We start from the raw sequence: 13,017 nt of genomic DNA, 5'->3' as shown, positions 1-13,017 counted from the left end.
TTGTTATAAAAGTGTTTCAATAGGTTGTTCATTCCCTTCGCTATACTTTAGATTACGATACTCATCGATACACGATAGACGGATTCCCAGGTAGAGATACTCATCAGGATGCGTTTAGCTAACTCTTTCTACTTTTCTCGTTCGTGTGCATGAGCGTTAGAATATTCCGCCGTAAACTGTTGGATGCGACTGGCTACTTCTTGTAGCAAACGATCGACTAATACATATTTGTAATCCCTCTTAATTTTTTCAATCACTTCTTTGAGTAATGAAAATCGTTTTTGAGTAGGAAATGGTCTTACATCTGTTCGCCATCAAGACACCTCCTGTTTTTCTGTTTGCTCAAGCAAACAATGATCTCGTAGCGAGGTTTTTTTATATAAAACGTTAAATTACCTTAATAAATAGACGTTGATTAATATACGAGAAAATATAAGGCTTTTCTGCTCATTTTACTAAATTTATCGGCGTGTTGGTTTTTTATATTAAACGACCGTTTTATATAATCTTTAATTTCTCGATCTTAAAGAAACTTAGTCTTATTATCTGCGTAAATTTATGTATAAAATTTGAAGGGAAGAACTTGTATGAAATTACCGGCAATAATTGCGTTACTTATTTCATTACCAGCAGTAATCATTTCTGGAATATCTCTTTTATCAAAAACCAATTTCGAAAGTATCTTTTTAACTCATGATCAGCTAATAAAGAAACGTTACTTAAGCATGGGCGAACTAGCTTTTTATATAACCTACTTAGTAACTTTCGTTTATATATTGTGGATGGTATTTGTAAACAAATTAAATTATGAATCTATAGATAAGACGAAGACTATTGTTATGGCCATGAGTGTCTTCTTTAGTGCTTGGATTCTTCTGATTTTGTACAGCAAATTTTTAACCAATCTTTTAGTTAAGAATAAAACTATGTATAAAGTATCTATAGAAGGCCTAGGAGATGTATACATTCTCAAGATGTTGAATCCTGAAACGAGTATTTGTTCTAAAGATGCCCATGCAAACTTAAATAATCTAAAACATCAAATACATTTAGTCAGGATCGAAGATTTAATTAAATTACCTATTACAAAAGAAATAGTTTCACTTCCTTCAAGAGGCTTCTATACTAAGCTATTTAATTGATCCTTAACTTTAATGCCTTTCATCCAAGTACTCCGTTTAAATTTGTTAGCACAATAAAAAGGATCAACGTGTTGATACTGTAAAAGTAACGATGCGTTGATCCTCTTCAAAAATTTAATCTAAACGTTTTTCAGCGATTTTGTAAATCTCATCTTTGTCCCTTTTTCCAATCGCAACAATCTGAATGATTTGGAGCTTACCTTCTGCTTCTCTAAAGACAACACGTAACCCCATTTTTCTGTTTTTCAACTTATTGCAATGAGACAAGTTTCCACTGAGTGGCTGTCCTGCTGCCATTCCTACAGAAATGATTCGGTTCAATGCTTTGTCTACGAATATCTTTTGGCTACCGTCGAGGTTATCGTAGTCTTCTTTGGAATACTGCGTCCACTCAAGCTGATACAATGATCACTCCCACCCATCCATTTCATCAATAGTCGTTGGATGAGTTCCTTGTTCTCCACGGACTTCTGAATCAGTATAGGTGCGGACATTTTTATTGGATAGTCGCATCTCGACTGTCAAATCGTCCAGTCGACTGTACAATTCTTCAATTTCTTTGTTGAGTGACTCGTATTGTTTCTGAGTGAGCATTACACCTGCAACTTTCTCACGATTAAAGACATAAACGCCGGCTGCTTCACGATCTGCTCTTTGGAATGCTTCCATCGGTGAGCGTTTCACATCGGATATTGAGGTGGTTGGAATATCGAGTGTTCTCATCCCCATTTCGTTCCCTCCTTCTATTTACTCCATCATACACCTTTTAAAAGACTTTTAAAAGTCTTTTAAAAGCACTAAATTAAACTTGGTAATCTGTAGATATACAAATCTATGCAACTTTACAAGTACAGAAGTACAGATTTGTAGTCTAGCAATAATATGTAGAAGAGCAAAATAGCCCTTTTATTGTCAATGAACAAGGTTTATAGCATAGTATACTGTCCCTAAAAAATGATGAAGAAATGCCACTAAGGCTACTAGTCCAGTAAGTAATACCGAGAACACCTTCATCATCCGTTTGAAAACACTCATCTTTTTCATCAAAAGAATCACTCTCCTTTCAGTAGTTTAGTTATATCCTACAGATACCATATGAAGACTATTCCAACTAAAACTTCTCATACTGCTCTATATAGGATTTATTTTATGTAGTATGAAAACCCACTATTCTATATAGAACAGTAATAGGTGATATTCAAAAAGTAGATTATCATGAAAAGCCGTAGCAGATTAATCTGCTACGGCTAGTTAAAGTCTATTCACATTATTTACTCATAAAATTTGAACGTATCCTTACCAGCAGATTTGGCATCGTATAGTGCAGCATCTGCATGTCGAAGAAGGATGTCTAAACTTTCAACTTTGTCCTTTTCATACGTGACGATTCCTATACTTGCCGATACTTTATACGGTGTATCCCAGGTGTTCAGAGCGCTTATGACTCGATTCGCCATTTCACCCCACATCTTCTTAGTAGAAGTTTGAGAAAAGTGGAGGATGAACTCATCTCCTCCTAAACGTACGGCAAACGCATCTTTCTGTTCGTCCACAATAGCGCTTAGCCGAGAGGCTACTTCTCTTAAGACGATATCCCCTGTGTCATGTCCATATCCATCATTCACTTTCTTAAATCCATCTAAATCAAGGAAAAAAAGAGCACCGTTTTGAATCGGATGGTCTTCAAAATACTTACTTAAATAGCGTCTATTATAGAGACCCGTCAACATATCCTTCCATGCGAATCGCTCCAACTCTAAGTAATAAGAGAACAATCTTACAATCCGTTGCAGTACATTGATACTTTTTTCATCTAAAATGCTCGCCTCATCATTTACCGCACACAAGGTTCCAAACTTCTTACCATCGGTAAAAGATATTGGAATCCCTAAATAAGACTGAATATTGACTTCTCTAAGTAGTGTCTTCACTTCATCAATCGAGCAATCTTCATTGATATCCTCATAGACCAAAGCATGATTATTTTCGAAATCGATCCTTTTGCATACCGATTGATTTAAATCTACCACCATTCCTTCAGTAATATGAATGTTCGCTCTTTCATTTGAAAGCTTTAATATGAATTGTTGGGTATTGCTGAAAACCGACAGATAGAACAGTTGTTCAGGTAAGACTTGTTTAGCAAGATCGAGAAGATCATTAGCTAACTCATCAAAGTTTTTATATCTCTGTAATTCCATCAATGGAGTCTCCATAACATCCCTCCTCGTAATTGAATAGGATTTTTAATGCATAATCGAATACTTCCTTTTACTACATGTATATCAACTTTATCATATGAAAATTTCAAGAGGATATACGAATTAGCATTATTCCAGCGAGTTATAAATAGTACACTTTATTATTTTCTCTAGCACATGTCCACAAATCACCGTTTTATATAAAGCTATAGTTAAAAAAATGATAGTCTGGGAACTGATATCCCCATACTACCATCTGAGTGATTATCTAATTTTCACCATTCAACCTAATCGGTCCCCATTCTTTACTTTTTGTTGTGGCTCGATTAAAACAACCCCTTGTTCAGAGTATGCTCCCATTATTAAAACCTCCGACTTGAACCCGGCTACCCTCATAGGTGGAAAAGTTAGTACCCCTACTACCTGTCTCCCGATCAATTCATCTAGTGTGTAACAATCCGTTATTTGAGCGCTACTTTTCTTGGATCCGATCTCATCACCAAAATCCACCAATAGCTTGTACGCTGGCTTCCTTGCTTCAGGGAGTGGCTCAGCATGCGTTATCGTCCCTACTCGCATATCAATTTTTTGAAAATCATCGAACGTAATCATATCTATTCCTCCTTGTATTTTTCTCAAGCGTTTTTTCGAGAAGCTGAAAGTAAATTTTGGTCTTCTTCTTTCGGCTTCTCAGTGATGACAATAAAGACATCTATCAGAATTAAGACTGCTTCGCCCCAAAACATGACACTTAGCGTTTCTCTGAAGAGCAACCATCCCAATAAGCTTTGACTAATGATTGAAAAAAGAGAAAGACTCCTCCACTCGACACATTCAATAGTTGTAGTTCTCGGTTCCATAATAAAATGACCAATGATGTGGATATGACTCTAAGGTAGAGAAGCCCACCTATGATTTGATTGTTTTATTGAACACTCTTCTAAAACTATGTGTTGTAATCTTGGTAAGACAACGGGAGACAAAACGACGCCAACGATTAAGATGGCTTAAGCCGTGACCACAATCTGCAATATGTCATTTCTTTTAGAAGTATGAAAGGTGTAGATAGGAATGATCATTGAGCGGAAAAATGAGTTTGTGTGGCTTTAAAGACCTGATTTCGTCCGCGACGTTTTGCCTCGTAAAGAGCAGCATCAGCACTTTTCGTCACTTCCATGAAGCTAATGGATGTCCGTGATTCGCACGAAGAGATACCGATTGATAGCGTCACATGGATATAGTCTTCATGATGGATAAGAAAGCGAGTCGTCGCACAAGAGAAGCGGATGTCTTCTGCCAATTGTTCAACGTAGGATACATTTGTTTCCGGAATAAGGAGCATGAATTCCTCTCCTCCATATCGTCCAACGACACCATTGTGTGGGGTGTGTTCTCCAAGCAAGTTACTAATCTGCGATAGAATCGCATCTCCTTGATCGTGTCCATACTTATCGTTGACGAACTTAAAGTGATCAACGTCAATCATCATAACCGTAAATGAAGGATGAGCAATCATGAAGTAGTCTCCTTGATCCTCAAGGGCGCGACGATTATGAAGCCCAGTTAAGGAATCTGTCAGTGCGAGTTCTTGATGAAGTCTGACTTGCTCGTAATGTTGTTTGACGTAATAAAGGAACGAATGAATAAGGACCGCTACTAAAGCAATATAAAAACTGAATAAAATCGCATTTTCCATGAAAGACTTCATGTCATTTTCACTAATATAGACAAGTGGCAGATGGATGAGTAAACAGCAGGTGATAATAAGGGGAAGTGTCTTGAACTCGTCTCGTAATAAGTGCTTTAACAGTAAGACAATACTCAAGATGACGGTGTAAGTGATTAAGATCCAAGGGAATAGAAAAAACTCATCGTTCGTTAAGGTCACAACTTGCCACATCAACAGAATGAACCATGTGATGATCCCGTAACTTGTCCCCCCATAATAGAGGGCGATGATTAGCAGAACAATCGAGAAATCGAATGTGAAACCACGAAAAGATATATCGTTAATGGTTACCCAATAACAGGCAATCAAAGCTAAGATCGTTACGAATAAGTATTTCTTTACGATACTGGTAGAAGGAGACTCAATCGTAAGACGTTTATAGCTAAAAAGAGAGATAAGTACAAACAATGTAATAAGGGCTAAATTAACCACTAAATCGTTTAGCAGATGGATCATAATAAAATCTCCCCTCTCACTAAAACCTCCCTATTCCTGTCATCGATTTTCGAAAATGATTTATATTAAGTAATAAATACCCATCTATTTCTTTTTTACGCCTAGTTCTAAAGTACTTCTAAACTAAATCATGAAAACCTTCTCTAGTTCAAAAATAGTCGAGGTAAATCGATTAAAGTAGGATCTAATAAACAGGAACGTAATTCAAAATTACATGTTTACGGGATCGATAAAAAATATAACCTATCCTACGTAATAAAATACAATTGTACGCAAAAAATAACACAACGAAAAAGAGGCGAGGATTGTGGCGAAAAGTGATAATTTACTAGCGATCTTGTGGTTACTACGAGAAGGGAAAAAAATTACGGCGAAGCAAATCGCTGAACAGCTAGAAATGAATGTGCGGACCGTCTATCGGTACATGGATACGCTCTCCATGAGTGGAGTTCCTATTGTTGCTGAAACGGGTGTGAATGGCGGATATACTCTTTTGAATCATTTTGTAGATGCTCCTCTCTACTTTGATCAGGAGGAACAGAATGCTCTTTACCATGCAGCGATCTTTGCTGAAAAAGCAGGCTATTACGGAAGTACAAGCTTACAGAATGCCATTTTAAAAATTAATCGACATTCGAAAGTAGAGGAGACGGATGCACTGCAGCTTCCGATTGATGCACTTGAAGTGGCGCATGAACATGTCCCATTAACTGCTTCAGCAGCACGTAATCTCTCCCTCATCGAGAGTGCGATTTTAAAGCGATTCAGTATCGAGATTACATATAGACGCCCTAACGCTGAAAAAACTGAGAAGCGTAGAGTAGATCCCTACAAGATTGTCTATTGGAAAAGTGCCTGGTACGTGACAGGACATTGTCATTTGAGAAACGCGATACGTAATTTCCGAGTAAACCGGATTGAACAATTGACTGTGACTGATCATCTCTTTCTCCTACCCGAATCATTCAGAGAATCAGATCTCTTTTTGACCGAACTCTTACCTAGCAGTGAAACGAATGAATCGAAGAAAATTGATCTTGTCATCAGAGGAACCGAGACAGCCATTGAAGAGCTTAGTCGTCACTGGTACTTGAAGAACTGTATCAAACAACAAGAACAGCGAGAAATTGTCTTTTTCATTGAGACTTCTGTTCTAGAAACATACATACCAGGCTTACTCATTACATATGGAACGGCAGTACAAATCGTCTCCCCTACGGATGCGAAACAATTGATTATCGCGCGTCTCTTAGAACTAGCAGAATTTCATTCTCAAACTTGACCTTTACTGACAGTAGTTGTCAGGGAGACCACTCTAAAATTAGCCTATAACAGGATAGGGAGAGTGGCAAAATGACAAGGTACGTATATCTTTATGTATTTGATTCGATATCGGATTGGGAATATGGTTACTTAATGGCTGAATTAAAAACTGGTCGGTATTTCAAAACGAACGAGGCGCCGTTACATATTACTACTGTCGGTGCTAGTCGAGCAATGATAACGACAATGGGTGGACTTCATGTTAAGCCTGATATCACAGTCGAAGAAATGCAAGTGAATGAATATGACTTAATAGTGCTACCAGGTGGAGAAAGTTGGGGGCAACCAATACACGACCCTATGCTAAAACAAGTGGATGATGCCTTCAAACAGGGAGCATTCATCGCAGCAATTTGTGGCGCTGTCCATGGACTGGCAAACAGCGGCTACTTAGAGCACCTCCGTCATACAAGTAATGACCAGTCCTATCTTGAAATGATCTGTCCAGCATATCGAGGAAACACATTACACCAAGACGGTCCTGTCGTTAGAGACGGTCAATTGATTACGGCTTCCGGTGTGGCTCCGCTTGAGTTTGCAAGAGAGACAATTGGCGCGATGAATGTCTTTCAACCGGATACGTTAGAAGCGTGGTATCGGTTGAATAAAACAAACGATGCTATGTACTTTTATCAACTCATGTCGTCACTTCAAACAAAGGAAAGTTCTTCAATTTAAGTAGGAGTGCTACTTGCTCTATTGAGATTTTAGCAATGAGTGTATTGTCTACAACTTTCGATATATGTATGACACTAAGTCATCAATGCTTAAGTAGGATAAAGGATGGTAGAAAATAATGGACGATTTTTGGACAGCCTTAGCATTTATCAATGAACAACTATATAGACCCTGTGGATTGACGCCGCATGCTATTTGCGAAGAAGTGCAGAATGTTACATATGGAGCGGGACGATTCTATATCGGGGAAACCTCCGTTCGCTTTCGAGTTGCTAAAGTGACACCCACTAAACTCGGTCAGTTTGTAGTGATTTGGGAAAAAGATTCATTGAATAAAAATCAACCATTTTCAGAGGAAACGGCGATGGATCTGTTAGTTGTGAATACGTTTACTGACTCGAATCGATTTGGTCAATTTGTTTTTCCGAAGGAAGTGTTAAAGGAACATAAAATTCTTAAGACAGGTACAACGAAAGGGAAAATGGCAATTCGTGTCTATCCGAGTTGGGATCAACCAACAAGTAAACAAGCCATCGCAACACAAAAGTGGCAATTAGACTATTTTATAGAATATGAAGGTCCTAATTCTCTATCGAAAGATGAGATAATTAGACGTTATTCAAATGCTTCTAGAACGTAAATTATTCAAAAATTAGTTGTTTAATGCTGATCGTGAAAATCTGATTTACACGTTTGCTTATTGAGAGTAAGAAGAGAGTGCACTCGTTGTGAAGTGCACTCTCTTCTTTTTCGTATAAATAGCTATCGACTTACTTTAACTTAAGAAATAGTAGAGAAATCCTAACAAAATGAGAATGATCGGCAAAAAAATGAAGTACATCCACGACATGTTCTTAGCTGAGGTTTTGTAGTCGTATTGTTCTTCTGAAGGTTTTTGACCAATTCTTAAAGTAAAGATAAGACCGATAAGGCAAATAACTAAAGCGATCCAAAATAACATCATCATATGTAATCGTACTCCTTTCATTCTAATCATAACAAAGATGACAAGCAGGAGAACGTCACATCACTATTTTACAATTTAACCTTTTTTATCAAAGAATAAATTAATCTTTTTAAGTGTAAGGATAACGTTCTTTCCATTTCTTTTTAAAGTGTTGGGGTATAAAGGGTTCACTTACTTGTTTTCTTTTTTTTTGTGTATAAATAGTTTCCCTTTCACAGATTTTAATACGCGCATTCTGCTTATCAAACACGTATCCGAAAGATGAAAATACTTCCATCCACGTCTTTTGGAGAAAACTGTCTAGATAATGTCTCGATGGAATCGTTATTTAGGCATTTGAAAGATTAGCATCTGATTTTGATGAGGCCTGGCATGATTGATGATTACAATAGCGAAACGATCTCACAGCAACTTAAAACGTTAAGGATGCTTTTATTAAATTATCTAAACTCTAAAGTTTATTTACTTAAAACCAATTTATATTTGGGTGTTTTATTTGGTAAAATAAAGACATCAAAGAGAAAGGGAGTGAAAAAATTGAGCGTCAAAATTAAAATTACTACTGGTGAAGAATTCAATATTTCCGATAAATCCCTTGATGAGGTACTTTTTGAAATCATGTCTATAAAAACTAGCGAAAGTAAAAACTTTTTTTTATACAAAAGCAATGGTTCTCAATATGGACTTGATGTAGAGTCTATAATTTATATCAAAGAAACTCTTGAACCGGATATTTGAGTAAGGTCATTATTAATTGATCGACTCCCCTTCTTCCTCAATTACAAAGGGATCTCTCTCCTTTTAGCAGGTTCTCACATATTGAATATTAGTCCAGCAAAGCGGTTAAATTTTATCCTCGTGATAGCTCTCTTTTAGAGCATTCAAGGAGCGATTCTGAGGGAGTCTACTCATTATTCTGTAACGTATTAAAACACACATTTCCGCTTAAAATTGACTATAAGGATCTCTGACGCTTCATTTCAGTACTTCTCTCATTGCACTTGATTATTTTGATCTTGGCTTGCTTTCTCTTTTCTGCGGCTTCCGTCAGCATAATCAATCTCCGCCCTACTTGATGTTTAGCAAATCAAATGAGTTCGTTTGCTCGCTCTTTGCCTAAGATCAAGACACCTTTTTCAGTCAACGCGCGGTCCTGTTTTCTTTCGCGAGTATTAATAAACATCGATTTTGGCGTTGTAGACGCCTGTTTTTGATTCGTAACTGATTATCTCGCCAAGTTCTTGCCTTTTTGCTTGTTATCCTTCTCAGCCTTGTTCTTTTTAATAAAATTTAGTATCGAACATTTGGTTCTTTTTGTAAGTTCTAAGCGAATTCCAACGACCTGTTGGTTTTCTGCTTATCAAATCAAAGACCGAGAGAAGCGAAAGATGAATTTTTCGGCAATGATTTTGTAAGAGCATCGACTTCTACACTCTTATAAAATCATTGACGGTTTCTACAAGAGGAAAAGAACATGATACCGTTACACCTTCATTTCCAATACACGAAAAAGAGGATGCACACGCATCCTCTTTTAACTTCTCATATATCCATTAATTTAAAACGTAAAGTAGAATCTACCTTATCATTTTTATATCGATGCTTCCCAATTGATCATTTTTTCAGTCAAACTACTTCTTCTCATTCCTAGTTTTTCAAGTACTCGAATTGACCCAAAATTATCATGAACTGTCTCAGCTATCACTTTATCAACTTTCGAAGTTGCAAAAGCCCATTGAATAAGTACTTTTAATGCTTCTGTTGCATACCCATTATTACAATAGCTTTCAAGAATACCATATCCTATTTCCACGACTTTTTCTTCGTTAGGTATTCCCTTAAAGCCAATATCACCGATAATCATACCATCTATTTTTCGAATAACGAACCAACTACCCCAATATAATAAGAACGGTTTTTCTTTTAACTCTGCTAAAAAGAATGAAACCTCAGGTCCGTTATCATATGACTGTTCTATAGCGATTTCCATTGTTTTTTCTGTACATGGCATAACAAGTAATCTCTGAGTTTCTAATTTCATTATGAGTTCTCCCTTTAATTAAAAGTTATTCTTCCAATAAAAAAGAGATGCACAAAGCATATAACCTCTCCCCTTTCCAGTTACCCATAATCAATCATATCATTTATGATTACATTTTTTACCTGAATTCCCCTTATTATTTAAGATGTTTTTTAAGGCAAATACCGGGATAAACCTAAGAAAAAATTGTGGGCGTTTATTGAGTATGAATAAAAACTCTTACCCTTTTAGGACGGTTTTTATGAGGTAAAGAAAACATCATCTAACACCTTAAGAGCAGTATCATTTTGTTTTTGGCATGAAAAAAGACGGTGATTCAGCATGGTTATTAGAATCTAATTACCAGTCTTGTTCTCTGTCATATAAGATCTTTAAAAATATAAATCATCGTCATAAAATCTTGAAGAAAGGGATTTTTAAGATTCAAGAAGCTTAGTAACTCATGCATGTCGAAAAGATTAAAAAGACGATTGGGCTTTTAAGAAAATTAATGGGAATTTAGTAAAGAAGATTGACTCTGTGATGTACTGTCGGTATGATACAGTAATCGGGTGTACTATTGTTTTAATACATTGATTATAAAGAGGTGAATTACTTGGAATTCGATCAAAGAAGTCCCGTCTACCTACAGGTCATTCGTTGGTTTAAGGAACGGATTGCGACTGGAGAGTTTGTTGGTGGACAGGAAATTCCGTCTCGACGTGCCCTTGCTGCAGAGTTAGGGATCAACCCGAATACGGCACAAAAAGTATATAAGGAAATGGAGGAACAACAATTGATCACGACAGAACGAAATGTACCAAGTAGAATCACGACTGATCCACAAGTCGTCGAACGTGTACGCTCCGAATTATTAAGTGAGGCAGTCGCACAGTTTGTCACAGCAGTACAAGCGATTCAAGTGCCACTTGATGAAGTTATGTCGACGGTTCAGAACGTGTATCAAACCAATGAGCGAGGTGAGCTTGATGCTTGAGGTGCACGGCTTACATAAAAAATACGGACGAAAGCGTCCTGTACTTCAAGGCGTATCCTTCACGGTACCACCGAACCAACTCACTTGTCTGATTGGTTTGAACGGTGAAGGGAAGTCAACGATTTTAAAAAGTATTCTGGGGCTCACCCCACTGGACGCAGGGACGATTGTAGTGGATGGGGAAATGTCGCGTGAGCGGATTGCATTTGTGCCGGACCTTTCGACGATGCCTGGTTATATGACTGTTGGGGATGCGATTCTTTATATGGAAGACTTCTATCCAGATTGGAATCGCAAGACGGCAGAAGAATTGATGGCATTTTTCAAACTCCTGTCAACGGATAAGATTAGTGACTTATCAAAGGGAAACAAAGCGAAGGTTAATTTATTACTCGGTTTCTCGCTCGATCGTCCCTACTTGTTGCTAGACGAACCATTAGCAGGTATCGATCTCTTTACGAAGGAACAGATTGCTTGGATTTTCTCAAGTCACTACATGGAAGGACGCGGCATCTTAATGACGACGCATGAAATAGCAGAGGTCGAGCACTTGATTGATCGAGTCGTTTTCTTACAAGACGGTAAAATCATCCATGAAGATGATGCTGAGGAGATGCGTGAGTTATATGGAAAATCGGTTCAGGACCGGATGCGTGAGGTATTCCAGCGATGAGAAAATTCATAATGTTATTGAATGAAGAATTAAAACGCGGAGCTAAGTTTTATCTGATTGCTCTTGTTGGACTAGTAGTACTAGAATTTATTTCTGTTGTCTATGAAATAAAGAGTTATCAGTCTAACATCGAAGAGTATATGCGTGTGGATCGTATCTCACAAATGGAAGCAGTTCGTTTAGCAGGTGGTCCTTTTAATTTTGGTGATGCGACCTCTTACTTCCAGTACATTATTGCCATTGCCATGATGTTAATACTCTTACTCGCTTTCCAGATTTGGTATCGTGATTGGTTTGGTGAGTCGAAGTATATCTATCGACTACTGATGTTACCTGGGAAACGTACTGCAATCTTGATGTCGAAATTAACTGCGGTAATTCTAACGATTGCGAGCTTCATCGGCATTCAATGGATGGTTCTCTTATTGAGTGGGTCACTGTTCAAATGGTTAATGCCTGAAGATTTAATGGAATCCAAGCGAGTGTTTGGAGAGAATAGAGTTATAAGCATGTTCTACACGTTCAATATTGCGGATACGTTTATTATCCTTTTGGTAGCAACTCTTGTTGTTTCTTTTGTTTTCCTCATTATTTTGATTGAACGTTCTTATCGTAAACCTATAGCAATCCTGCATGTCGTGATGGATGTTGTATTGCTCATCGTTCCTCTTGTAGGACTTGTTTATTTCTTTGAGAACACGCATTTTCTATACCCTGATCAAATCACGACGTTTGTTATCGGATACTTCCTTCTTTACTTTGTCTATGTCTATTGGAAGAGCATCCGGCTATTGAATCATAAAATCTCTATTTAAGGAGTGAAACGAAACG

14 protein-coding genes are annotated in these 13,017 nt (G+C 37.4%); 8 read left to right on the top strand and 6 right to left on the bottom strand.

Translation table 11 applies throughout. The features are described 5' to 3' along the window. Positions 1-587: 587 nt before the first annotated feature. Positions 588-1,142, top strand: a complete 555-nt coding sequence (locus tag KNQ12_RS14415; protein WP_214749269.1) for a hypothetical protein — start codon at positions 588-590, stop codon at positions 1,140-1,142. A gap of 114 nt (positions 1,143-1,256) precedes the next feature. Here the strand turns inward: KNQ12_RS14415 and KNQ12_RS14410 are convergent, their stop codons facing one another. From KNQ12_RS14410 to KNQ12_RS14390, 5 genes are all read right to left on the bottom strand, one after another. Beyond that, entirely contained in the window at positions 1,257-1,547 is a 291-nt protein-coding gene (locus KNQ12_RS14410; protein ID WP_047392518.1) for a type II toxin-antitoxin system RelE family toxin, read from the bottom strand. Between the two features lie 3 nt (positions 1,548-1,550). Continuing rightward, positions 1,551-1,871: a hypothetical protein gene (locus KNQ12_RS14405; protein WP_047392515.1), complete on the bottom strand. Its 321-nt coding sequence runs from the start codon at positions 1,869-1,871 to the stop codon at positions 1,551-1,553. Positions 1,872-2,413: 542 nt separating this feature from the next. After that, positions 2,414-3,358, bottom strand: coding sequence for a sensor domain-containing diguanylate cyclase (locus KNQ12_RS14400; protein WP_214749273.1), 945 nt, complete (start codon positions 3,356-3,358; stop codon positions 2,414-2,416). Positions 3,359-3,625: 267 nt separating this feature from the next. Further along, entirely contained in the window at positions 3,626-3,955 is a 330-nt protein-coding gene (locus KNQ12_RS14395; protein ID WP_214749276.1) for a tRNA-binding protein, read from the bottom strand. Positions 3,956-4,418: 463 nt separating this feature from the next. Further along, on the bottom strand, positions 4,419-5,528 hold the full coding sequence (locus tag KNQ12_RS14390; protein WP_214749279.1) for a GGDEF domain-containing protein: 1,110 nt from the start codon (positions 5,526-5,528) through the stop codon (positions 4,419-4,421). Between the two features lie 307 nt (positions 5,529-5,835). On the opposite strand from KNQ12_RS14390, the gene KNQ12_RS14385 reads away from it, so the two are divergent. The 4 genes from KNQ12_RS14385 (at position 5,836) to KNQ12_RS14370 (ending at position 9,234) form a co-directional block, all read left to right on the top strand. Beyond that, positions 5,836-6,810 (top strand): helix-turn-helix transcriptional regulator, encoded by a 975-nt coding sequence (locus KNQ12_RS14385; protein WP_214749282.1) that lies wholly within the window; start codon positions 5,836-5,838, stop codon positions 6,808-6,810. Positions 6,811-6,881: 71 nt separating this feature from the next. Next, positions 6,882-7,529 carry a DJ-1/PfpI family protein gene (locus KNQ12_RS14380; RefSeq protein ID WP_214749285.1) on the top strand — a complete coding sequence of 216 codons (648 nt, stop codon included), beginning with the start codon at positions 6,882-6,884 and terminating at the stop codon, positions 7,527-7,529. Between the two features lie 118 nt (positions 7,530-7,647). Then, on the top strand, positions 7,648-8,169 hold the full coding sequence (locus tag KNQ12_RS14375) for a MepB family protein (RefSeq protein ID WP_214749288.1): 522 nt from the start codon (positions 7,648-7,650) through the stop codon (positions 8,167-8,169). A 699-nt stretch (positions 8,170-8,868) separates the two neighbouring features. Then, entirely contained in the window at positions 8,869-9,234 is a 366-nt protein-coding gene (locus KNQ12_RS14370; RefSeq protein ID WP_214749291.1) for a hypothetical protein, read from the top strand. Between the two features lie 853 nt (positions 9,235-10,087). Here KNQ12_RS14370 and KNQ12_RS14365 read toward each other — a convergent pair. After that, positions 10,088-10,537, bottom strand: a complete 450-nt coding sequence (locus tag KNQ12_RS14365; protein WP_214749293.1) for a GNAT family N-acetyltransferase — start codon at positions 10,535-10,537, stop codon at positions 10,088-10,090. 595 nt (positions 10,538-11,132) lie between these two features. Here KNQ12_RS14365 and KNQ12_RS14360 point away from each other — a divergent pair. From KNQ12_RS14360 to KNQ12_RS14350, 3 genes are read left to right on the top strand one after another with little or no spacing between them, the layout of a single operon-like run. After that, positions 11,133-11,513: a GntR family transcriptional regulator gene (locus KNQ12_RS14360; protein ID WP_200934657.1), complete on the top strand. Its 381-nt coding sequence runs from the start codon at positions 11,133-11,135 to the stop codon at positions 11,511-11,513. Further along, positions 11,506-12,186 carry an ATP-binding cassette domain-containing protein gene (locus KNQ12_RS14355; protein ID WP_214749296.1) on the top strand — a complete coding sequence of 227 codons (681 nt, stop codon included), beginning with the start codon at positions 11,506-11,508 and terminating at the stop codon, positions 12,184-12,186. Before KNQ12_RS14360 ends, KNQ12_RS14355 begins: the two co-directional genes overlap by 8 nt. A gap of 11 nt (positions 12,187-12,197) precedes the next feature. Further along, positions 12,198-13,001, top strand: coding sequence for a hypothetical protein (locus KNQ12_RS14350; RefSeq protein WP_214749299.1), 804 nt, complete (start codon positions 12,198-12,200; stop codon positions 12,999-13,001). The last annotated feature ends 16 nt before the right edge of the window (positions 13,002-13,017 follow it).

Origin of the sequence: Exiguobacterium sp. s11 (genome assembly GCF_018619015.1) — a bacterium.
Classification (GTDB): Bacteria; Bacillota; Bacilli; order Exiguobacteriales; family Exiguobacteriaceae; genus Exiguobacterium_A; species Exiguobacterium_A indicum.
Note: the sequence above shows the minus strand (reverse complement) of the source record. Positions and strands in the feature narration are given on the sequence as shown.